Origin of the sequence: Bacillus sp. 2B09, assembly GCF_003946835.1 — a bacterium.
Taxonomy (GTDB): domain Bacteria; phylum Bacillota; class Bacilli; order Bacillales; family Bacillaceae; genus Bacillus; species Bacillus altitudinis.
Genome location: NZ_RPSG01000011.1, coordinates 70095 through 94141, shown reverse-complemented (window position 1 = coordinate 94141; position 24047 = coordinate 70095). Strand labels below are relative to the sequence as shown.

Annotated in this window: 20 protein-coding genes; 10 read left to right on the top strand and 10 right to left on the bottom strand. The window is 42.7% G+C overall.

From position 1 onward, the window contains the following. Window positions 1-253: 253 nt before the first annotated feature. Window positions 254-874 (top strand): hypothetical protein, encoded by a 621-nt coding sequence (locus EBQ12_RS17410; protein ID WP_125590887.1) that lies wholly within the window; start codon window positions 254-256, stop codon window positions 872-874. 346 nt (window positions 875-1220) lie between these two features. On the opposite strand, the gene EBQ12_RS17405 is transcribed toward EBQ12_RS17410, so the two are convergent. Further along, a complete protein-coding gene (locus tag EBQ12_RS17405; RefSeq protein ID WP_007498435.1) occupies window positions 1221-1703 on the bottom strand; it encodes a DUF2059 domain-containing protein in 483 nt (160 codons plus the stop codon). Between the two features lie 107 nt (window positions 1704-1810). Further along, the gene (locus EBQ12_RS17400; RefSeq protein WP_125590885.1) at window positions 1811-4477 is read right to left on the bottom strand and encodes a S8 family peptidase; all 2667 of its coding nucleotides are present in this window, start codon (window positions 4475-4477) and stop codon (window positions 1811-1813) included. Between the two features lie 242 nt (window positions 4478-4719). On the opposite strand from EBQ12_RS17400, the gene EBQ12_RS17395 reads away from it, so the two are divergent. From EBQ12_RS17395 to EBQ12_RS17370, 6 genes are read left to right on the top strand one after another with little or no spacing between them, the layout of a single operon-like run. After that, entirely contained in the window at window positions 4720-5178 is a 459-nt protein-coding gene (locus EBQ12_RS17395) for a PTS sugar transporter subunit IIA (protein ID WP_024719036.1), read from the top strand. Continuing rightward, on the top strand, window positions 5175-5504 hold the full coding sequence (locus tag EBQ12_RS17390; RefSeq protein ID WP_007498438.1) for a PTS fructose transporter subunit IIB: 330 nt from the start codon (window positions 5175-5177) through the stop codon (window positions 5502-5504). Before EBQ12_RS17395 ends, EBQ12_RS17390 begins: the two co-directional genes overlap by 4 nt. A 36-nt stretch (window positions 5505-5540) precedes the next feature. Next, window positions 5541-6659: a PTS fructose transporter subunit IIC gene (locus EBQ12_RS17385; protein ID WP_017358746.1), complete on the top strand. Its 1119-nt coding sequence runs from the start codon at window positions 5541-5543 to the stop codon at window positions 6657-6659. Window positions 6660-6687: 28 nt separating this feature from the next. After that, on the top strand, window positions 6688-9351 hold the full coding sequence (mngB, locus tag EBQ12_RS17380) for a mannosylglycerate hydrolase (RefSeq protein ID WP_125590883.1): 2664 nt from the start codon (window positions 6688-6690) through the stop codon (window positions 9349-9351). Between the two features lie 57 nt (window positions 9352-9408). Beyond that, window positions 9409-10293, top strand: coding sequence for an ROK family protein (locus EBQ12_RS17375; RefSeq protein ID WP_125590881.1), 885 nt, complete (start codon window positions 9409-9411; stop codon window positions 10291-10293). Further along, window positions 10290-12209 (top strand): PRD domain-containing protein, encoded by a 1920-nt coding sequence (locus tag EBQ12_RS17370; protein ID WP_125590879.1) that lies wholly within the window; start codon window positions 10290-10292, stop codon window positions 12207-12209. Before EBQ12_RS17375 ends, EBQ12_RS17370 begins: the two co-directional genes overlap by 4 nt. Before the next feature lie 61 nt (window positions 12210-12270). On the opposite strand, the gene arr is transcribed toward EBQ12_RS17370, so the two are convergent. Then, window positions 12271-12687, bottom strand: coding sequence for an NAD(+)--rifampin ADP-ribosyltransferase (gene arr / locus EBQ12_RS17365; protein ID WP_017358742.1), 417 nt, complete (start codon window positions 12685-12687; stop codon window positions 12271-12273). A gap of 294 nt (window positions 12688-12981) precedes the next feature. Between arr and EBQ12_RS17360 the strand changes: the two genes are divergently transcribed. Beyond that, window positions 12982-13299 (top strand): hypothetical protein, encoded by a 318-nt coding sequence (locus EBQ12_RS17360; protein ID WP_125590877.1) that lies wholly within the window; start codon window positions 12982-12984, stop codon window positions 13297-13299. Window positions 13300-13321: 22 nt separating this feature from the next. Here the strand turns inward: EBQ12_RS17360 and EBQ12_RS17355 are convergent, their stop codons facing one another. The 3 genes from EBQ12_RS17355 to licT form a co-directional block, all read right to left on the bottom strand. Further along, a complete protein-coding gene (locus EBQ12_RS17355; RefSeq protein ID WP_125590875.1) occupies window positions 13322-14743 on the bottom strand; it encodes a glycoside hydrolase family 1 protein in 1422 nt (473 codons plus the stop codon). Window positions 14744-14762: 19 nt separating this feature from the next. Further along, entirely contained in the window at window positions 14763-16622 is a 1860-nt protein-coding gene (locus EBQ12_RS17350; RefSeq protein WP_007498453.1) for a beta-glucoside-specific PTS transporter subunit IIABC, read from the bottom strand. Window positions 16623-16858: 236 nt separating this feature from the next. Next, window positions 16859-17695: a BglG family transcription antiterminator LicT gene (gene licT, locus EBQ12_RS17345; protein WP_008343858.1), complete on the bottom strand. Its 837-nt coding sequence runs from the start codon at window positions 17693-17695 to the stop codon at window positions 16859-16861. Window positions 17696-17880: 185 nt separating this feature from the next. Here licT and EBQ12_RS17340 point away from each other — a divergent pair, with 185 nt between their 5' ends. Continuing rightward, window positions 17881-18081, top strand: coding sequence for a hypothetical protein (locus EBQ12_RS17340; RefSeq protein WP_008343859.1), 201 nt, complete (start codon window positions 17881-17883; stop codon window positions 18079-18081). A 34-nt stretch (window positions 18082-18115) separates the two neighbouring features. Here the strand turns inward: EBQ12_RS17340 and EBQ12_RS17335 are convergent, their stop codons facing one another. Both EBQ12_RS17335 and trhO read right to left on the bottom strand, forming a co-directional pair. Then, window positions 18116-19735 carry an APC family permease gene (locus EBQ12_RS17335; protein ID WP_008343861.1) on the bottom strand — a complete coding sequence of 540 codons (1620 nt, stop codon included), beginning with the start codon at window positions 19733-19735 and terminating at the stop codon, window positions 18116-18118. Window positions 19736-20078: 343 nt separating this feature from the next. Next, window positions 20079-21047: an oxygen-dependent tRNA uridine(34) hydroxylase TrhO gene (gene trhO / locus EBQ12_RS17330; protein WP_007498459.1), complete on the bottom strand. Its 969-nt coding sequence runs from the start codon at window positions 21045-21047 to the stop codon at window positions 20079-20081. Between the two features lie 199 nt (window positions 21048-21246). Here trhO and EBQ12_RS17325 point away from each other — a divergent pair, with 199 nt between their 5' ends. Next, window positions 21247-22329: an iron-containing alcohol dehydrogenase family protein gene (locus tag EBQ12_RS17325; RefSeq protein ID WP_125590873.1), complete on the top strand. Its 1083-nt coding sequence runs from the start codon at window positions 21247-21249 to the stop codon at window positions 22327-22329. A gap of 51 nt (window positions 22330-22380) precedes the next feature. Here EBQ12_RS17325 and EBQ12_RS17320 read toward each other — a convergent pair whose 3' ends face one another. Both EBQ12_RS17320 and EBQ12_RS17315 read right to left on the bottom strand, forming a co-directional pair. Then, a complete protein-coding gene (locus EBQ12_RS17320) occupies window positions 22381-23208 on the bottom strand; it encodes an aldo/keto reductase (RefSeq protein WP_125590871.1) in 828 nt (275 codons plus the stop codon). Window positions 23209-23389: 181 nt separating this feature from the next. Then, window positions 23390-23851: a 2-thiouracil desulfurase family protein gene (locus EBQ12_RS17315; protein ID WP_017366522.1), complete on the bottom strand. Its 462-nt coding sequence runs from the start codon at window positions 23849-23851 to the stop codon at window positions 23390-23392. Window positions 23852-24047: the final 196 nt, after the last annotated feature.

Sequence of the window (24047 nt, the reverse complement as noted above, 5' to 3'; positions counted from 1 at the left end):
ACCTAGCAAAGCTATAGGATAGGTGTGTGGGAGGCCTTTTTCATGTTTTTCCTTCAATCTCATCTATCATAATGATGGTGAAAATAAAAAAGATTGTAGAAAAACATGAGTTTCTCTACAATCTGAAAACCTGGTGTATAGCACCAGGTTTTTTGTTTGTTCCAAAAAAGGATATCACTAGCAAAACAAAGACATTTTGGTATATGATAGGAATCTATGATTTTCAGGACGAATCAAGGGAGCTGTTTTTAATATGGAAATGACCATTACAAGAGCATTAAGTGAACTGAAAATGTTAGATAAAAGAATCAGCCGAACGATTGATGAAGCCGTACTCGGTGGCTTGGTCATCGGGAAACATATACAGAACGGATTTCAAAATCAAGAAGAAGTAGAAAAAAAGGCAAAAGCAGATGACCAATCGATTCAAGCATTAATCAAACGCCGAAATGCCATTAAATCAGCCATCGTTGTGTCGAATGCTACGACAACGATTGAGGTGGCGGGTGTTAGCATGACCGTAGCAGAAGCCATTGAACGCAAGACATCCATAGATTACGATATTCGTTATTTACGAAAATTAAAAAAGGTCTACACAGAGCTGGTTGACCGGTCAGAACAAATCAATGAAGATGTGAAAAAGAGACTGGATCAACATTTAGAAACACTATTTGGGAAAGACGGAAAAACACAAGCCGCTGCCAACCAAGAGATCGTCAAGTCATTCCTAGCTGAAAATGAGGCGGCGATCATTGACCCTCTTCGTCTTCGAGTGAAGATTGAACAGCTTTCGAAAGAGATTGAAGATTTCCAAATGGAAGTGGATTTCTCCTTATCAGAAAGCAATACCTTGACAAAAATACAGATCGACTAGTCGATTTTGTTAGTGAGCCGAAAATCGATAGGACTAAACACCTCCGAGGGAAAGGTCATTCCCTCCTCATCTGATGATCATCTTAGGATGATCCATGATAAAAGCTCAAAGCTGAACGTTCAAAGCTGAAAGCTCAAGTATTCAAAGTTCTTACCCATCAAAGCTCAAGATGTAAAGCTCAATGCTCGATCGAATCTGGGAGAAACGGCTCATGAGTGTTTGTTTATCGACTCTTTCGGTTGCCGCCCAGCAGGTTTGCTAACAAAAAGAAAAGGATGTCACTAGCTGACATCCTTTTTTTCTATGAAAACGACAGGAATTTCGCCAAGTCGCCTCTTCTAGCAGATTAGTAACGTGATGTATATGCCAAATGGTACACACTTGTCACATTTGAAGATAGCGTGATGTCGTTTGAAGTGAAAGTCACTGGAACGATATCGTAGTAATGTGTAGACCAGCCTGCATTATTGTATGTACGGTAGCCTGCACCTGCAGGAACTTGAATCGTTAGTGAAAATTGTCCATTCTCGTCTGTTGTGCCTGTCGCTGTTTGAGCATATGATTTGATTGCTGCTTCAAAATAAAGCTGAATTGGCTGATTCGCCATGAGTTGACCACTTGTGTCCTTTAATGTTCCTTTAAAAGTAGCTGGATAATATGAACCTACACGATATTTACTGCCAGAACCGTAATTGACCATACCACCGTCTGCTGCTGTGACGCCTGTTACTTGTACGGATGCTGGTACTGCTCCTGTTTCCTCTGCATGTGCAAAGCTTGGGAAAACGAGAAGCAATGATAGAAAGAAAGCAAACATGATTTTTTTCATCGATAAATCCTCCTTTTTTTTCCTACTATATTACTATCGACAGTTATTGTCATTTTTCCAGCAAAAAACATAAACTTCCCTTTTTATTCAAAAGGGAAGCTGCAAGACTATTTTTTCACAACAACTTTCACTGCTTTACTTTCTCTTTTTCTCACATCTGAAGCCGTCACATACAAGACGGTTTTGGCTTTTTGCGGCTTGATTTTAGCCGTAAATGCGCCTTTGCTATTGGTTTTGACCGTTTGAATGACTTTCTTTGATTTGTTCTTCACCTTGATTGTCAAGCCTGCACCCGCAGTTCCTTTGACCGTTTTACTTTTCACTGTTACTCGATTCACCTTTGGCTTAGCTGGTGCTTTGCCCTTTTTCACGACCGTTTTGAGCGAAGTCGCAGCCTTCCCTTTTGATATCTTGATGTGAAGCACTTTATTTTTGTTTTGATGCTTGATCTTCACACTAAAGGTTCCCTTTTTGCTTGCCGTGCCTTTTCCAAGCAGGGTTTTGCCTCTATACACAGAAATGGCAGCGCCGGCTTTCGCCTTTCCTGTCACCTTTTGATGCTGATCTTCTACTTTGTTAACTGATGCGTTTAATTCAACAGCACTTAACGCGGCAAAAGCATTGAGTCTGCCATGTCCTGTCATCCAATCGATACCCGGAATTTTCGGATCGACAACAGGCTCGTCATTTTCATCATAGAAAACGTCATCTGTTCCATCAACAGCTTTAAATGAAATATCATCCGCTGTATTTTGTAAAATATTTCTCACTTGATTTGGTTTCAGGGTTGGATTTTTAGAAAGCAGTAATCCTGCTGCTGCTGCAACATACGGTGTAGCCATTGATGTCCCGCTCAGGTATGAAACATTCCCATCAGGCATTAAGCTTGGGATATCAGACCCTGGTGCAGACATGCTTAATCCTTTCCCATAGCTTGAGAATTCAGCGGCAATATCCATGCGATTGCTTGCACCAACTGCCATGGCGTACTTGGAAGTCGCAGGATAACCCATTTCTGGAATGCCATCGTTTCCGCTCGCCACTACCACTAATACGTTTTTTTGTGCAGCATAGTTCATCGCATATTCAATGACCTTGCTGTAGTAGCCGCCAAGGCTCATGTTAATGACCTTTGCACCTTTGTCCACTGCATGTTTAATGCCAAGAGCAATATGCTCTGTATCTCCATATCCATACGCATCCAGCACTTTGACTGGGATGATTCCTGTATGTTGATTCAGCCCTGCCATGGAGTAATGATTATCGGCTTTTGCTGCAATGATACCTGCCACATGGGTACCGTGGCCATTGTCATCAATTGCATCTTTATTACGGCCAATCAGATTGGCACCTAAGTCTGTACGAACCGTTCCGCTTAAATCAGACAAACGGCTGTCGACACCTGTATCCACAACAGCGATTAACGTTTGCTTCATTTTGCTTGTACCAATCAATGTATTCATTTGTTCAAACTTCACATCAGCGCCTTTTTTCCCACTGTTTTGGGCGCTGTTTTTCAGCGGCCACTGGTAACCATACTGCGCGTCATTGCTGAGCGCACGATACGTTTGTACAGGCTCTGCAAATTCAACATTCGGCATACTAGAAAGCTTTCTCGCCGTGCTTTTGATCACAGCTTTGCCTGCTTTCAGCGTTTTGCCTGCTGATTCTTTCCCTGCCGGTACATCATAAACATACATTCCTTTAAATAAAGGATTTACTGACTGAGATGTCACACGGTTTTCTTGAATTCCGTAGCTTTTCATTTTCTTTTTTGCGGATTGAAGCGTTTGTCCATCCTTTAATTTAAAGATGATTTTGTTTGTGTTGACCTTTTCTTCTGGAACAAGCTTTTGTTTCTCTAATACATAACCGATCGATTTTCCTTCAAGCTGATCGATTCCTACTTTTTGCCCCACTGCTTCTAATTCCTTTTTTAAATAGGCTGGACTTGCCTCTTTGAGCATATCAAAAAGGGAACGGATCGCCTGTTGCTCTTTCTCTGTGACGATATGACCGCTGAATGCACCATTTTTCTCTACGTCATTCAGCAATGATTTTAATGTCAGCAAATGATTGTACACCGTTTGCTGCTTTTTTTGATTGTTGATGAGTTTAGATTTGAGAAACGGCTTTGTTTTTTGTAGCAGACGTGTCAGCTTCTGACCATCGGCTGTTTCATTGAATCGTTTGTCTTCGATCGTACGAATGGATTGAAGAATTTCACGTCCATGCTTTTTCTCAATAATGATGATCGTTGGCTCTTCTTCTTCAGGGAAAATCGGTTCAGATGGCGGAAGATTCGCACCTTTATACCCGATTGTATATGCTGCATCCTCTTCCTCATCACGGCTGTCTTCCTCTGAACCTAAATACAGCACTTTGACATAGTAAGGACCTGACCATGCATGCGGGAAGTTGATTTCTGTCTCTCCACTTGCTGTGTCCACACGATATCTCGAATAAGTGTCATCCTTTATCGCTCTATCCTTACTTGGGTAGACCGATACAGATAACACTTGTTTGCTTTTGACAGAAATTTGCATATGTGTATGTTTTGCCACATCATCTGCAGATGGCGTAATTTGGTACCATGATTCTTCTTTTTCATTCTGTAATGTACCTGAGATGACTTCACCATCTTTCAACCCAATGGCTTCATTGACACTTGTGCCTTTACTAACAGCTGATGCCTCGTACCCAGGTAATGCAGCCATACATAGAATGATGGCCATGAGTACAACTACACAGGATTTGACCTGCTTTTTAAACATGAAAAGACCCCCTTATCTTTTACAATACCTTGGAAGAATATCACAGAATCCCTTTTAGTAGAATCTATTTTTGACATAATTAAACTCGTTTTAAGCTAGGATTTGAGATATTCAGATGGCTAGTCTAATCGCTTCATAAACTTTTTGCCATTTCAAACGGAAAATGATGCTATTTAACCATATCGAAAAGTACATTACAATCAAATTGTAAGCGCTTAACAAACAAGAGAGAAGGGATCAGCTTGTTCCAAAAAGATCATGTTTTTACACAAGTAAACGGTCGATCAAAGAATGAGATTTTACAATACATTTCCGAGAAAGCTGAAGACCTTCACATTACAAACGATCAGTCAGGGTTATTAACAGATTTGTTGAAACGCGAAGACGAAGTCTCAACAGGACTTCAGCAAGGTTTTGCGATTCCTCATACAAAAAGCTCTGCTGTTCAAACGGCTTCACTTCTCTTTTTAGAACTTGAACAACCCATTGAATGGGGAAGCTTCGACGATTTGCCAACAAGTTATTTATTTACACTGCTCGTTCCACTTGAAGAGGCCAATGTCACACACCTCAAATTACTGTCTGGCATTGCCACAAGTTTAATGGAGCCTGCTTTCATCGAAAAGATTCAACCCGGTCAAACAGCAGACTATTATTACGAAGTCATTGAACAACAATTGAAAGAGGGGATTACACAATGAAAATTGTCGGTGTCACTTCATGCCCAGCAGGGTTAGCTCATACACCAATGGCAGCAAAAGCATTAGAGAATGCGGGTAAACAGCTTGGACACGAGATTAAAATCGAGCAACAAGGAATTATGGGACAGGTGAATGGCATTACAGCAGAGGAAGCCAAGCAGGCAGACCTTTGCATCATTGCCTCCAATCAGCACATTAACGACGCTGAACGCTTCTCAGGTATTCCTACTGTTCGTGTCGAAATCGGACGCGCCCTAAAAAATGCCGAGCAAATCATCACAAAAGCCGTTGCGCTGGTTGAAAAGAAAAAATCTGAATCCCAATAAACAAGAGCAATGCCATATAGAAAGGAGCAAAGCAGAATGAAAGCAAAATTAAAAGTCATTGAAGGCCATCTCATGACCGGTATTTCTTATATTCTTCCGGTGATCATTGGAGCTTCACTTATCGTTGGTTTAGCCAAACTAGTCGGGTTAGGTTTTGGTGTGTCAGATTTAAACGCCTATAAAGATGCAGGCGGGATTTTACATGGTGCCTATTTGATGGAACAGGTTGGCTGGACAGGCATTGGCTTAATGAACGTACTGCTCGCTGGCTTTATTGCCTATTCGATTGCGGATAAATCAGGTCTTGCGGCCGGCTTTATCGGCGGAGCTCTTGCCAGCTCAACAAATGCTGGTTTTATCGGCGCCGTCATTGCAGGTTTCTTTGCCGGGTATGTCGCTCTCTTTGTGAAAAGAAAAATTCAAATTCAAGGCTCTGCAGCTGGACTCGTCCCTCTGCTCATCTTACCGCTCATTACTGTTGGCTTAACCGGACTTCTCATGTCCGTTCTGCTGGGCGGTCCATTAGGGGCTTTGAACACCGCATTAATTGAATGGATCAAAGGCATGGTTGCAGATGGAACAAGTACACTCGCACTTGCTCTCATTCTAGGTGCCATGATTGGCTTTGATCTTGGCGGCCCAGTGAATAAATCAGCTTGGATGGCTGGTAACGCGCTCTTCCTATCAGGTGTCTATCTTCCTGCCATTCTCGTCAATATCGCGATTGTCATTCCTCCGCTTGGATACGGGCTTGCGACATTGATTCGAAAACGCAACTTCTCTCCTACGTTTAGAGAAGCCGGACGAGGCGGTCTTGTGATGGGGATTATCGGGATTACAGAAGGAGCCATTCCCTTTACACTCGTCAATCCTTTGAAATTGATTCCGCTGAATGTCGTCGCTTGTGCTGCTGGAAGCGGGGTTGCTGCCTTATTAGGTGTCCATGACATCATGCCGCCAATTGGCGGACTCTACGGATTCTTCTCAGTAGGAAACTGGTGGGCATATTTAATCGGCGCGCTAACTGGCGCACTTGTTATTGGAATTGGTGCCAACCTACTTGTGAACTTCTCTGAGAAAAAAGAACCCCAAAAGCCAGAACATGATCAGAAGCAGAAAGAAGAAGATGATTTTGACCTTGTGCTAGAAGGATAATTTGAACAAAGAAAGGTGTCGTTACACAATGACTGTCAATGTACATGTGATTCCACATACTCACTGGGACCGGGAATGGTATTTTACCACCTCCCGCTCCCGTATCTACTTAATGAAAAGCGTAATGGACATATTGGACACCCTCGAAACAGATGAACGATTCCATTACTTCATGCTCGATGCGCAAGCATCCTTGCTAGATGATTACTTAAAATGGCGCCCCGAGGATGAAAATCGAATCAAACAGCTCGTCACAGCAAAACGCCTCATCATCGGTCCGTGGTATACACAAACGGATCAGCTCGTGATTTCTGGGGAATCGATTGTACGGAATCTGCAATATGGGATTGAGCGCTGTCAGCAGTTTGGACATGTCATGAAGGTCGGTTATGTCCCTGATTCCTTCGGTCAATCTGCACAAATGCCTCAAATTTATCAAGGCTTTGGAATTGTCGATACAGCCTTTTGGCGCGGCGTTTCTGATCATATGACGAATCACACAGAATTTAATTGGCGCGGGGCGGATGGCAGTGAAGTGTTTGCAGTGAATCTGCCATTTGGCTACTACTACGGAGGAAATATTCCTGAGAAGGATGAAGACCTGCAAGCCTTTCTTTCTGAAAAAATCGGGGCGCTGCAAGCAAAAGCTACGACAAAGAATGTCTATTTCCCAAATGGCTTTGACCAAGCGCCTATTCGTAAAAACCTGCCTGACTTATTAGAAAAAGCCAATGAAATAGATGAGCATAACTATCAAATCAGCAGTTTAGAAGACTACATTGCAGCAGTGAAAAAAGAGCGAACTTCTTTTGAGACATTAGAAGGAGAGCTCATTCATGCCAAGCATATGCGAATTCATAAGTCCATTTTTTCAACAAGAGCAGATTTGAAAATCTTAAACAATCAAATTGAAAACTATCTTGTTAATGTGATGGAGCCGATCCTTACAATCAGCTATTCACTCGGACATGACTATCCGCATGACACGGTGCGTGATATTTGGTACCTCATGTTTGAAAATGCAGCGCATGATAGCATTGGCGGCTGTAACAGTGATACGACGAATCAAGATGTCTTCTTCCGCTATAAACAGGCAAAGGAAATCGCCGAGAATCTTGTGGACTTACACATGCGTCTCATCGCCATCCGGCTGCAAACTGAGCAAGAAATCACGTTCACTTTATTTAATACACTGCCTTCAAAGCGCTCTGAAGTCATTGAAGTCGAAACCTTTATCACAGAACGTCCATTTACACTAAAAGACGTTGATGGACGAACTCTTCACTACACAGTCAAAAGCAAAACCGATGTGACAGATTATGTCTTAGCACAGCAGATTTCACTTAACCCAAGCAAAGAAGTGTACATGCCAAAGCAAGTATGGAAAGCTGTTTTACTCATTGAAGCAGTCGACTTACCATCCGTTGGTTATACACAAGTTAGCATGGTTTTCGATGAATCTAGTGAATCCATTTTGGAAAAAACAGAAGGTCGTGTCATTGAAAATACGTTTTACCGCATTACAGCAAATGACAATGGGTCATTAGAAATTACGGATAAACAGACTGGACGAACGTTCTCTGAGCAAATGATCTTTGAAGACAACGGAGATGATGGGGATTCTTATAACTATTCACCACCGCGTGAGGATCTTTATGTATCATCTAAAGATATCTCATCAGCAGACATCACCGTATCTAAAAGCAGTTTACAGGAAGAGCTCATCATCAAGCTTCAATTGACTGTCCCATATGATTTAGAGGAACGCTCGGAGCAAAAGGTGACGACTTCCCTCCCGATCACAGCGAAGGTGGCTTTAAATAAAGATGAAGCGGTCATCCGTTTTCATGTGAATGTGGACAATCATGCGCTAGACCACCGTCTACGGGTACTCTTTGATACAGGTATTGCATCAAACGTATCACTCAGCGATCAACAGTTTGGCACCATCGAACGTCCAACGGAGCTGACGCAAGAGCTAGAATGGTGGAACAATGAACATTGGGAAGAAAAACCGATTACCATTGAACCCATGCAATCATTTGTTGCACTTCGCGATGAAGCATATGGTGTCTCTCTTTTAACGGACTGCGTCAGAGAATACCAAATCACAGGCGCGGACTACACAACCATTGCTTACACACTCTTCCGCTGTTTCGGAAAAATGGGGAAAGAAAACCTTCTTTACCGTCCCGGCCGGGCTTCTGGAGAAAAAATCGTGGAAACACCTGATGCCCAGCTTCAAGGATCGCTATCATTCTCCTTTGGCATGCACTATAGCCAAGAAGCGGTGAGTGAAGGACACTTGGCTCAGCTTGCTAAACGTTACACCACCCCGGTTCAGTGCTACGAGCGGGCAGACTTTTTAAACGGTCGTTTAATTTTCTCTTTCCGAGATGAAAAAGAAGACTTACAATCTACTTATAGCCTGCTTGACATTGAGACAGACGGGGCCGTTCTAAGCGCTTTGAAAAAAGAAGAGCATGGAACAGGCATTGTCATTCGTCTCTTCAATCCATATTTAACACGTCAAACAGCCGCTTCAATCAATAGTTCATCTCTACAACATGGAGAAACAGCGAATTTAGGCGAAACACCTGAAGGACATATACTGAAAGCACAACATGGATCATTACACATTGAACCGCTCACACCTTGTCAGGTACAAACCTACATTGTAAAGAAAAAATGAACATGTAGGGGCGGGATCCATTTGGATTCCGCCTCTCTTTAATGGAGGGCATTGATCATGCGAATTGGAGGCATCGAAGCAGGCGGTACAAAATTTGTCTGCGGCTACGGAACAACAGACGGAACGATTGAACATATGACTTCCTTTGCAACAGGGAACCCAGAAGAAACATGCCGGCAAGTGATCGAATACTTTACAGAGCATCCAGTTGATGCGATTGGCATAGGCGCATTCGGACCTATCGATGTAAAAGAACACAGCCCCAGCTATGGAACGATTCTCGAAACACCCAAAACAGCTTGGCGCCAATTTCCATTACTCTCAACCTTAAAACAAGCACTCGGTCTCCCTATGAAGCTTGATACGGATGTGAACTGTGCGGCGCTCGGTGAAGCTCGTTTTTCAATGGAAACAGACAGACCAAATTCCTTGATCTATATCACGGTTGGGACGGGAATCGGTGGCGGTGCCTATATTGAAAACCGCCTCATTCACGGACTGCTTCATCCAGAAATGGGACATATCACCGTTCAGCGCCACCCTCATGACACCTATGGGGGCTGCTGCTCGATCCACCATGATTGTTTAGAGGGACTAGCATCTGGACCTGCCATAGAAGGCCGCTATCATACATTGGCACAAATGCTGCCAGAGGAGCATCCAGCCTGGTCACTTCAAGCTTATTATCTCGGGCAAATGACCGCAAATTTATTACTCACCCTTTCACCAGAACGCATTATATTTGGTGGAGGTGTCATGAAACAGCCGGCCTTGCTGCCGCTCATCCTTGAAGAAACAGACAAACGTCTTCATGGTTACTTACAATTACCAAAGCCATTAAATGAAATCGTCACAAAGCCTTCCTTTGACGGATTATCTGGTTTAATGGGAGCCATTGCCCTTGGAGCTGATGCCTTAAAGGAACAAGGAGCGGCGCAATGATGATGACGGCAGATACTCGAACCTACCAGCTCATTCAGCGGCTATTTGAAACGAAAGGGTTCGTGAAACTGGAGGAGCTCACTGCCTCTTTTCGCTTATCTGACCGCTCCATCCGCAATTTAATCAAAGAAGCAAACGAGCTGTTAACACAAGCTGGAGCCATGATCAAGACCATCCGCGGGAAAGGGTATACACTCTTAACAAGTGACCAAGACGCTTTCCTGCTTTGGCTTCATCAGCAAAAGCTTCCTGCCCGCTCTCTCGTACCCGTCATGCCAGAAGAGCGCATACGATTTATGATGAGAAAATTATTGCTTCAATCAGACTACTTAAAAATTGATCAATTAGCAGAAGAATTGTTCATCAGCCGTATGACGGTCAGCAGTGATTTAAAAAAAGGACGGGAGCTGTTAGCCCGTTACGGTATGACCCTTGTCTCAAAGCCTGGATTTGGCTTAAAAGTAGACGGAGACGAATTGCAAAAAAGGACGTGCTACGCAGACTTACTGCTTGAAGAAGAACCCGCCCTATCTCATATAACTGAGCGGGAACAGCTTCATTTCCCTGACATTTCACTTGAAACCATTCGATCCATTGTGCTGACAAATCTATATCAAGAATCACTGCTCATTAAAGATATTGCCCTAAAGAATTTAGTGATTCACTTAGCGATTGCCATTCAGCAAACGCAAAAAAAACAGCGGATACCCGCCAGTACCACTCACACAAAAAGACCGCCAGTGTTAACAAGAATCGCTCAAAAGATCACTCATCAAATAAGTGACACGTTTCACGTCACCTTATCAGAGGATGAAACAGATTACTTGGTGATGCATCTCTTAGCGAATCAAACGTGGAAAGAAATCGATGAGCACCAAATGACAGAAGAAGTGCGTCAGGCGGTGACACAATTTCTCCAGCACATTGAAAAAACAAGCGGTCATCGTTTTGTAGATGACGATATCCTGCGTCAAGATTTGATGCTGCATATGAAGCCATTATTAAATCGAATTCAATACGGCGTGTCTTTACAAAATCCGCTTTTGCATGAGATCAAAACTTCTTATCCTTATCCGTTTGATTTGGCTGTCAGCGGACTCAATGCCTTACAGCTGGTGCGAACGCCAAATGAAGATGAGGCGGCATATGTTGCCTTACATATTGCTGCTTCATTTGAAAGAAGTCATCTTGACACCTCACAAAAAAAGAGGGCCATTATTGTATGCGGGTCTGGACTAGGAACGGCACGGCTGCTTGAAATTAAATTGAAGGCGGCCTTTCAACATGAGCTTGAGATTGTTGAGCTTTATTCTTATCAGGATTACGCTTTTAGCACCACTTTGCCATGTGATGTGATTATTACAACCGTACCTCTCGCACCAAAAGGGAAACCAATCATTCAAGTGAATGCTTTTTTTGAACATCATGATGTCCAGCGTGTGAGTGAGGTCATTCACCTGTTAAACGGACACGGTTCCCCTTCGCAGGAGCTGATGGCTTTTTTCCAAGAACGATTGACCTTGTTGGATGTGAACCTTTCAAGCAAAGAAGAGGTATTAGATACGCTTTGCAGCCGGCTGGAGGCGCATCAGCTTGTTTCATCTTCTTTTCGTTCCTCCGTGCTGGAGCGGGAGCAAATGTCATCAACTTATCTTGGCAAGGGGATTGCGATGCCTCACCCGCTCATCACAAATGAAGGCACCTCCTGCGTGGCAATTGCACGATTGAAACAGCCAATTGATTGGCAGGGAGATCAAGTATCTCTGATTTTCTTGTTAGCCATTCAGAAAGATGACGCTGCCTGCATGAATCAATTTTTTGAACAAGCTGTCGATTTATTAGACAGTCCCGACCGCCTTCACTCCTTGACACATGCAAGAACATTTGATGAGCTGATGCATGTCCTGTTTCAATAGCACATAAGGCCGCCCAAGTGAAATCGGGCGGCCTTTTATTCATCTATTCCTTACATACGAATCAATCGTATATGACATTTTTTCCTTCTTCCCTTAACTTTTTTAACGACGTCAGCATATGATTAATTTCTTCATTGGAGTGTCTTTCCCAAGCGCCTAATTCTGCGACAATTTTCAAAGGGGATGTCGATCGATAAGAACGGGTCGGATTCCCTGGAAACTTTTGATCCGTCAAATTCGGATCATCTTCAAACTCGCCTGTCGGTTCTACAACATAAATTCTCTCTTTGGAATCAGACCGGGCTAATTCAGCTCCCCATTTGGCTGCGTTTAATGTTCCGGTGAAATAGATGTGGTTCGATTGTTTATCCTGATAATTGGATAAATGCAACGGTTCAAGCAGGTCCCCAATCTTCAATTCTGCTTTCGTCCCATGAAAAAACGGCCCAGGATCTAAAACATCTTTCTTGTCATTCATACAGCCACATCCCTTATCGTTTTTGACTTGCGTATAACAGTATACGGGCTGATGCGGGCGGAAAACAGTCTATAAATGAGATGAAATTCGGGGTATAATGATAGTAGAGAGTAAGATGTGATCGGTAAACTCCAGCAAGTTGAAAAAACAGCAAGCATACATACAAAGCAGTCTTCTTGAAAGAGATAAAAAGCTGTTAGACGCCATAAAAGCCAAAGAGACTTTTGACGTTTTATGTGGTTGGCGTGTTGGCACATAATCAATTAAATTCTTCAGGAAGGGTGTAATGAGATAATGAAAGATAGAGATAAGATTTGCCATATATATGCACAAAAAAGTTGGCATATGGATTCTTATATTATTGGTAATCGTGAGGGTTTAATTGAATTAAAGAGTGCTATTGACCAAGCATTGAAAAGTAATGTTGGTCAAGCTGAATTGTTTCCATCAGATTTAGAGGATTATACAACTTACGTTGCTTTAGTTGATGATAAAGAAGAGTTGGATTCACTTATTATGCCTTACACTGATGAGGATAATGATGATGAAAAATTGATACATCCAGTTGATATAGTTACAAGTCATGAAGAGAAAAAAACCCCTAAAAATTAGGGGTTTTTTGAGTGTGAAATTGTTACTTCCCGATGTTCTCTCCATTTTGCTCGATTAATGTTTCATACCAATAAGAGCTCTTTTTCCGAATTCTCTTCAGGTCTTTCAGGTCAAATTCATCACGGTTGACGTAGATAAAACCGTAGCGTTTTGAGCAGCCTTGGTGTGTACTGATTAAGTCGATGGCTGACCACGGGCAGTACCCGAATACCTCAACCCCGTCAGTGATCGCCCATTTGATTTGTTCAATATGTTTTTCTAAATAATCAATTCGATAATCATCCTGAATCGATCCATCCGCTTCTAACTTGTCAAAAGCGCCTAGCCCGTTTTCCGTAATAATAAGAGGCAGCTGATAGCGGTCGTAAATCTCACGCATCGTTGATCGGAAACCGGTAGGGTCAATCTCCCAGCCAAATGCATTTTTACTTAAGAACGGGTTGTTCCCGCCTTTGTAGACGCCATCTTCACCAGATTTTAAATGCTGATCTCCGCCGCGAGCAAATTCATCATTGCCATCTCCTTTACTCGCTTCAACCGTTTGAGATGTGTAGTAGTTAAAGGCAATGAAGTCTGGTTTTGCACTTTTCAAAATATCCATATCTCCCTCTTCAATCACAGGAAGAATGTCTTTTTCCTTCATGTATGCCCATGCAAGGTTGTTATAACGACCGAATACAGCCATATCCAGATATAGCCAGTTGCGGATCGCATTGTAATTAGCCGCTGCAATGATATCCTCAGGTTTTGGAGATGCCGGGTAAATTAGGGCAATGTTTGGCGCTGGTCCGATTTTCGCCTCAGGCAGCAAACGATGACAAAGCGTCATGGCTTTCGCCTGTGCCACAAGCATATGGTGGTTCTGCTGATATAGTTCTTTTTTCGGATTTTCTAAATTTGGATCCAGTGTACCTAATGCTGATCCATGTAAGATCATCATGTTTTGTTCATTAATCGTCAGCCAATATTTTACCTTCTCGCCATACTCCTGGAACAAAACCTCCGCATAACGTTCAAACGCATCGACTGTCGAACGATTTGACCAGCCGCCTTTCACTTGAAGCGCATGAGGTAAATCAAAGTGATACATCGTCACAATTGGTTCAATGTCATAGCGGCGCAATTCATCAATGAGAGAATGGTAGAAGTCAATTCCCTTTTGATTGATCTCCCCTTCTCCATCTGGAATGATACGTGTCCATGCAATGGAGAAACGATAAGCCTTCAAGCCCATTTCTGCAAACATCTTCACGTCCTCTTTATATCGATGATAGTGATCGCTGGCTACCTTAAAATCCGTTGTTCCTTCAGGATAGCTTTCTCTCATATCAATGACTGAAGGTCCCTTGCCATCCTCGTTCCATGCACCTTCTACTTGATAGGCGGAAGTCGATCCGCCCCAGAAAAAGTCTTTTGGAAATGGTGCTAGTGTTGAATATCTCATGATTATGTCCTCCCTTTTCTTAAACTAAGTGTAAAAATGATTGTCCTGGTGTCACTTGTTTTTCTTCTATCTCAATGATATCGCTAAATTCACCGGAATTGGTAATAATCACAGGTGTTGTGACAGAAAGTCCTGCTGCTTGAATGGCCTCAATATCAAACTCCGCAAGCAGTTCACCTTCTGTAATCGTTTGACCCTGCTCAACCTTCGGCGTAAAATGTCGGCCCCCAAGTTGTACAGTATCCAGTCCAATATGAATGAGTACTTCTGCTCCACTTTCAGAGGTGAGACCGTATGCATGTCCTGTTGGAAATACCGTTGTCACGACTCCAGTTACTGGTGCAAACAGCTTGCCTTCTGATGGAATAATGGCTGCACCCTTACCTAATGCGCCAGATGAGAAGGCTTTATCCTGCACCTCTTCTAGCTTGATGACTTCGCCAGATAAAGGACTTTTCACATGAGCTGCTTTGACACCATGTTCATTTTCAGATGCTGGTGCAGAACTAGCTGCAGGAGCATCTTCTTCATCCACAGGATCTTTGAATCCAATCAAATAGGTTAAGACGATTGAAAGGACAAATGAAACGGAAATTCCGATTAAGAATCCTGTAAATCCTTGACCATAGAAGATCGGAAGTGTCAGTAAACTCGGAAGACCTGACGCGATCGCAATACTTTGTGAATAACCGATAATGGCACCACCGACACCGGCAGAGATCACCGCTGCAATAAATGGTTTTTTCAAACGAAGTGTGACGCCGTATACAGCAGGTTCTGTAATTCCAAATACAGCAGAAACCGCTGTCGATCCAGCTAATGATTTCAGCTTTTTGTTCTTTGTTTTCAGCATAACACCGATTGAAGCACCGGCTTGTGAAAATACAGCTGGCGCAGTGGCCGGCTTAATATGATCTTTTCCATGAACCGCAATATTATTTAAAATGACTGGCACAAGCCCCCAATGGATACCGAAGATGACAAGAACCTGCCATGCCATCGCAATTAAAGCACCGGCAAGTGTAGGGCTAAAGGAGAATACTTTCAGCAGGACGGCTGCAATTCCGTTCCCTGCATACACACCAAATGGTCCAAATACGATCAGTGTCAGTGGAACGACCGTGACCAGTAAAATCAGTGGTGTAATAAAGTTTTTCACACTTTCATGAATGACTTTGTTAAAGAAACGTTCGATATATCCCATCACAAACACTGCCAAAATAATCGGGATAACCGTTGATGTATAAGACATTAAGACAACTGGAATGCCGAAGAACGACACATCTCCGCCGCCTTTTGTGAGCTCTTGAATAGTCGGATAGATCAGTGCACCTGCAATCGTCACAGCGACAAATGGATTCGCTTTAAACTTCCTAGCAGAAGTGAATGCGAGCAGCAGCGGCAGGAAGTAGAACAAGCTGTCTGATGCGGCAAATAAAATTTGATACGACGTATCTTCAGGAGATAACCATTTTGCATTGATACAGATGCCTAGAAGTCCTTTTAAAATACCGGCACCCGCCATGACACCTAGAAGCGGTGTGAAAATTCCAGAAACAATGTCGACGAATTTTCCAAAAAGACTTGTACTTTCTTCACTTGATCTAGCAGATGAAGAAGTGGAATCCTCTAATAGATTCGTAAACTCCCCAATCTCTCGATATACCTCTGGTACGGTGTTGCCAATGACCACCTGAAACTGGCCGCCGCTTTCCATGACAGTCACCACACCATTTAATTTTTCAATGGCTGCTTTATCTGCTTTTGATCTGTCATTTAGTGTGAAGCGAAGTCTTGTGGCACAGTGAACCAATGAATGAACATTTTTCTCTGTACCGATATGTTTGATAATGTCTTCTGCTAATTGACGATGACTCATACAAAAACCCCCTTTTTTTCAAAAAAATACGTTTTTAGGCAAAATAAAAACCTAAACGGGCACCAAAAATAGTCGCAACTTGCTATTGCGCTTTTTCAGTGAACGTTTAGGTTTTGCCTGCCGAACAGTCACAATCCTCTAAGACGATCATTGTGAAACCGTATTCTTTTATGTTTATGAGCAAATAGTACCACTCACTTTTTGTGATGTCAACGCTTTCTTTTAAAATTCTATCTTTATTTTTCTCGTTTGATGAGTCGATTCAAATGAATTGATAGATAGAGCATCTCCTCTGATGTCAGATCGCGATGATACGTTTGATACACATATTCCGCGATTTTCTTTGCGCATTCGTACGCCTTCGGATATTTCACTTTAATCAGCTGATATAAATCTTGATCTTCACTGACGAGTAACGTTTCGTTGATGAGACGCTGTACGAAAAAGCGTAAATGTGTGAGAAAACGATAAAAGTTGAGCGAGTCTTCATCAAATTCCATGTTTAGATGATATTTCACAATGGTCAGTATGGCATTCACTTCTTTTGTGATATTGACCGTTGTATTCATGTCTTCATTGAGCTCTGCATTAATAATATGCATGGCAATAAAGCCCGCTTCATCTTCAGGCAGTTCAATATGAAGACGATCTTCAATCATCTCAAGGCATTCCTTCGCCACGAGAAACTCATCTTTGTATAAACGTTTAATCTCCCAAATCAGCGAATTCTCAATCAAGTGGTTTTTCTTTAATCGTTCGATGGCGTAATGAATATGGTCTGCCAGCGATACATGCAGACTTTCGTTTAATCTTCGGTTCAGCTTTGTATGTGCGTATTGGATCATTTCCTCGGTCACCTTGACGACATCATACGGAACCTCTTGAAGCAGCATTTTCATCCGCTCATGTACGGAATGATCCTCTAAGCGGAACACTTTATCAATTAACGCCTCGTCCACCGGGTCGCCGGGACGTCTTTGAAAAGCGATGCCTCTGCCCATGACGACGATTTCTTTTCCTTGTTCATCTATCACACTAATGACATTATTGTTTAGAACCTTTTGAATCTGCATCTCCAAACACCTCCGTCTATAACCAGCCATCTACACTCAAAATATGCTCTCATCTTAACACAACTGTCAAATCACTTGGCGTTTTTATCTGACTTTTGAAATAGATTTCACGATATTTTTACTTCTTTCTTGCTGGTCTGATCCTCCCTCGGCCTGCATACAATACCCCGAGGAGGTGACCTTCGATGAAGGCTTTTTTCTGGTCAGCATCTTTTTTATTCATGTTCATTCTGACTCTCTTTATTCTAGGTATTGTTTTTTGGCTTAGTGGACAAGGCTTAGATCAGCTATGGAGATATGCGCTTATCTGTCTTGTGACAGCCACCGTTCTACACGGCGTTACCACTTGGCTAAAGCAGCATGTCATGGATCATCCATCCAAATAAAAAGGCTGCCCTCAGTATTCAGGCAGCCCTTCCGTTATTCCTTAGATGAGGCGGCTTCTTTCTGAGAAGCACGCAGTTCATCATTGATTTTTTTCGCATCTTCTAAAAACTCTGTTTCAAATCCACTTTTGAGTGCCCACATATAAAATAACAACGCCACAACTGCAATAAGTGCCATATCCCAACCATAATGAATGACGTTATACCCGCCAAATTTATCACTGCCGAGACAGGAAATCGTCATCATCACAAGCAAATACACAACCATCCAAGCACCTGCTTTAAAGTGACGGCCAAAGCCCTTCCACTTCGCTTTTGCTTGATAGTAAAAATAGATTGGCAGACCGATGAGAATAATGAACAGCACCTGACCCGTCAGCGGCCATCTCGCCCAGTACAGTGTCAATGATGCAAAGACAAAACCAAGCGGGGCAATGATGCTGAGTCCTTTAATTCGCAGTGGACGATATAAATCTGTGCCCGTCTTTCTCAGCGTCATCACTGTCACAGGTCCTGTCAAATAGGAAATCAGGGTCGCCACAGAAATAATTTCAGCGAGAACCCCCCAGCCTCTAAACAAAAACAGAAAGATGAACGATACACCCAAATTAAAAAACATCGCTGGACGAGGCACACCGTAAATTGGGTGCAGACGGCCAAGTACACTCGGCATGTACTTGTTTTTTTCCATCCCATAAATCATACGAGACGTCGTCGCCGTATACGTAATCCCTGTGCCAGAAGGAGAAACGAACGCATCTGCATATAAAATAAGGACAAGCCAGTTAATCCCTAGCGCAATGGCAAGGTCAGCAAATGGCGAGTTGAAATTCAAATGCCCCCAGCCATTCACAATCATTGATGGATCGACAGCGCCAATAAAAGCGATTTGCAGCAGCACATAAATGACCGTTGCAATCAAAATCGATCCAACAATGGCGATTGGAATCGAACGCCCTGGATTTTTCGCTTCTCCTGCCATATTAATCGGGCTTTGGAAGCCATTAAAAGCAAACACAATCCCCGATGTTGCCACAGCTGTGAGCACACTCGCCCAGCCGTTCGGCGCAATACTTGTTCCAGAAGTAAAATTCTCACTATGAAAACCTACGAATAAGAGCGCACCAATTGTTAATCCTGGAATGACGATTTTAAAAATCGTAATGAATGTATTCGCCTTTGAAAACAACCCAACTGTCCAATAATTGAGCAGAAAATAAATCACCAGCAGCACACTTGCCACCATGAGCCCCTCAGTCGTCAAAACCCCTTTTGTGACCAAATGGCTTGTCCACTTTGCCCACTCCCAAGGCCATGAGCTCATGTATTGAACGGAGGCAACTGCCTCAACAGGAATCACTGAGACAATGGCGATCCAGTTTGCCCAAGCGGCGATAAATCCAATAAAAGAGCCATGTGAATATTGCGTATATTTGACCATTCCGCCTGCCTCTGGAAACATCGACCCGAGTTCACTATAAGACAATGCGATAAATAAAATAACAACCATCCCGATCAACCATGACAAAATAGCAGCAGGGCCGGCGATTTGAGCAGCCCGCCACGCACCAAAGAGCCATCCTGAACCAATGATTGAGCCAAGACCTACCATCATTAAAGCGAAAGTTCCCATCCTACGATGCAAATGATTCATGTTCATAACACCTTTCGATTAAAATACAGAGCATGTGTCGAGCAAGCGCCTTTCTTTTATAGCAGCTCACCTTTCATTCCATTGGCAAATACTTTCTTATCTGAACTTTTATCTTTGTTCATTTTTTTGCCTGTTATATTATCTCTCAATTCTCCATTTTCTGAAATAGTCGAACATGCTTATTTCAAAAGAAAGCGCTTTTTCAACTGTTCAATCTATTAGACTGATTAACTACCTTTACCCTTATTTTGAAAAAAACAAAACAAAAAAGAAAGAGGAAATGACTTCCTCTTCCCTCTGAACACGTATCATTCAAAGAAAAAAGGATAAAAGGGAAACCCTCTTATCCTTGTGAGATTGCTTGTTCTTTTTCAATGACAGCTAGTCTTTCTTGAACTTCTTCTTCAGACAAATTATGTTGTTTCACATAAAGGTTACGTTCGCTTGTGCGGCATTCATGGCTGCAGCTGCGCATATATTTATGCTCGCTTTCTTCTGTTGCAATCATTTTGCGGTTACATGCAGGGTTCGCACAGTTCACATAACGCTCGCAAGGTTCGCCAGTGAAGAAATCTTTTCCGACCACGACGTGCTCTGTTTGATTGACTGGAACCGTTAGGCGGTTATCAAACACATAACACTGACCGTCCCAAAGCTTTCCTTGAACTTCCGGGTCTTTTCCGTACGTGACAATTCCACCGTCAAGCTGGGATACATCTTCAAAGCCTTCACGCTTTAACCATCCTGAGAATTTCTCACAGCGTACGCCGCCTGTGCAATACGTCAGAATTTTTTTCCCTTCAAGAATCTCTTTGTTGTCACGAATCCACTCAGGTAATTCACGGAATGTCTCAATGTCAGGGCGCACAGCACCTCTGAAGTGACCGACATCAAACTCATAATCATTACGTGCATCAATCACGACCGTATCAGGTGATTGCATTTGCTCGTAAAATTCAACTGGGCTGAGATGTTTCCCCGTTAATTCTAGCGGATTCACATCATCTTCAAGACTTAAATTCACCAATTCATTTCGATGACGGACGTGCATTTTCTTAAACGCATGACCATCCGCTTCGTCAATTTTAATTGGCATGGACGCAAAGCGTGGATCTTCTTTCAATGCTTGCATGTACTTGTCCGTTTGCTCAATGGTACCAGAAACGGTTCCGTTTATGCCTTCAGATGAAACAAGAATACGACCTAACAAACCAAGTTCCTTACAGAATGCTAGATGCTCTGCTGTAAACGTTTCTGGATCCTCAATGGGGACATATTGATAGTAAAGTAATACACGATATTGTTTTTCCATATATATAAACACCTCTTAAATTTAATCAAAACATACCATTTTATATCATACAGGAAATACATACCTTAAGGCAATGTCAGCAGTTCAATTCCATAAAACGGAAGGGTCTATGGTCTCATATTGTCCGATTATTTGACAGAACTTTCTGTAAAATGAGATGATTTAAGAACTAGATGATTTTGTAAAGGAGCATAAGTCCATGATCCAGCCAGAAGAGATCGTCAGAAGCGGTCCTAACCAGTTTATTTCTCAAAAGGGGATTTATCATGAAATCGAGTCACTTGTTACTCCCTTTCAGTCACCAGCTATAGTGACAGGATATGACTCATATCAAGCCTTTTCACAGTACACAAAGCTTCCATCCGAGTGGCCTGTTGTTCAGCATAAAGGTTACAGTTCACCAAATGCGATCACACGAATTGCGGAAGAACTCAAGAGTTCAGATGTGATCATCGGGATCGGTGGCGGCACGATTTTAGATACAGCGAAGTCTGTTGCCGACGCTCTCCAAATTGAAGTGATCATGGTGCCGACGATTCCTGGGACATGTGCGGCTTCTACACCGCTCAGCGTCATTTATGATGACAAGGGAAATTTTATGAGGGTCGACTATCATAAGCGGTCCAGCTATCTCACGTTAATTGATCATACTTTTTTGATTTCATCTCCTCTTTCCTACCTCCAAAGCGGAATTGGGGATACACTGGCAAAATGGTATGAAGCGGAAGCCATTATTCGTAACACAAAAGGCACCTTGCCGCTCATGGTACATGCTGCATTAAAGCAGGCAGTGTACGTTCGTGACATTCTTCTGACTCATAGTGAAGAAGCCGTTAGCAGCTTAAAAACAGGTCAGCTTTCTCAAGCCTTTGCAGATGTAATAGATACGATCATTACGTTAGCCGGAACAGTCGGCGGCTATGGAGGACGTTATGGCAGAATGGCAGGAGCCCATGCCGTTCATAATGGATTAACATTTATTGATGAAACACATCATGTGTTACATGGACAAAAAGTGGCCTATGGCATTCTCGTCCAGCTTGCCGCAGAAAACCGTATGACGGAAGTAGAAGAATTACTTGAGCTCTATCAAACACTCGGATTACCTAGAACGATGCGTGATCTTGGCATCACAGCTCAGCTAGAGGAAGCAGCACATACAGTGGCAAACCATGCTGCACGTAAAGATGAAACCTTTTGTTTGATTGGAGACTATACGAAAGAGCAAATTGTCGACGCCATTCAAATCATTGAGACTTATCAGCCTCAAAAGACGGTCTGAACATAGGGGCAAATAAAAAAGCACAGGCATCCCGCCCGTGCTTTACTTATATTAAAAATCGAAGTTATCTGGGTCTGGACCCGTGCGCTCATCTTCATTGAGCTGATCAATGACACTCATTTCATGGGCGGATAACTCGAAATCAAATACGTTTGTGTTTTCGATGATTCGGCTCTTCGTCACAGATTTCGGAATGGTGATAATGCCATGCTGCAAGTCCCAGCGAAGAATGACTTGCGCCACTGACTTCTCATGTTTTTTCGCAATATCTTGAAGCACCGGATGGTTAAGAAGTTTCCCGCTACCTAATGGCGACCATGCTTCTATATGAATGCCTTTTGCCTTGCAGTAGTCACGTAAAGGCTCCTGCGTCAGCTTCGGATGCAGCTCAATTTGATTGACCATTGGTACCACTTCTGCCTCTTCTAATAAATCTTCTAAATGGTGCTGATGGAAGTTACACACGCCAATTGCCTTAACACGCCCATCCTTATACAGCTTCTCTAGCGCTTTCCACGTTTCTTTATATTTGCCTTCAACCGGCCAATGGATTAAATAAAGATCCAATACATCCAGACCTAGTTTGTTCATACTCGTTTCAAAGGCTTCAAGCGTTGACTCATATCCTTGATCACTATTCCAGACTTTTGTCGTAATGAACAGATCATCGCGAGAGATGCCTGATTGCTGAATGGCTTTGCCAACACCTTCTTCATTTTGATAGGCCGCTGCTGTATCTATACTGCGATAGCCCGCTTCAAGTGCGTCTTTGACTGCATTTACAGCCTCATCCCCATCTTTTACTTGCCATACACCAAAGCCAAGCTTCGGCATTTTCACTCCGTTTGCTAATGTGACTGTATCTGTTAATCCACTCATCAAACAAACCTCCGCTTCATTTTTGCTTACCATGCACTATACCCGAATGTGCGAAAGATCATGCATGAAAATAGACCATGCAAGGGCTACTATGATCTAATTTCATTTTGTCCCATACTAACAATACAAAATTTTTATGTGAATATATTTGTTTTTATATTAAATAGATTTCTACTTATCCCTATACAAACAGCGAGGTCCAATCATCCTCCTCAGAGAATACTTGAATCTCATGCTGTTTCAGCAAGGCAGACGTCACACCGTCCCCAGCCTTTGTCTTCCCGTTAAACTCTCCCCGATAGATCATCCGGCTTCCGCAAGAAGGACTGTACTCTTTTAACACGACGGATGTTGCGCCAAGAGTCTGAACCTGCTTAAGCGTGTCTTGTGCACCTTTTACATACATCTCTGTCACATCTGTTCCATGAACATCAACTACAGAAGCCTGCCCTCGTAAGACATCATGACCATCTCCACCAATAATTTCTGCGGGAGGTCTTGGTGTAGAGAAACCGCCAAGCAGCTCAGGGCAAACTGTTACCGCCTTTCCTTCCTGCACAAGCTCCTCGATACGTTGATCTAATCGATGGCTGCCATTATAACGGACCTTTAATCCCGCAAGACAAGCGCTGACAACGATCATGTATGTTCCTCATTTCTATGTATTGAACGTTTTTTGCTGACTTTAAAATAAATCCATAAAGGCAAACAGAGTATCGTGTACATCAGAAAGGGCAGAGCACAATACAAAACAGCCGCCCACATGGACCCTTCAACTCCTGTCACTCCAAAAAAATAAACAAATAATAGCAAGCTGACAAACAATCCGACGAACGGCA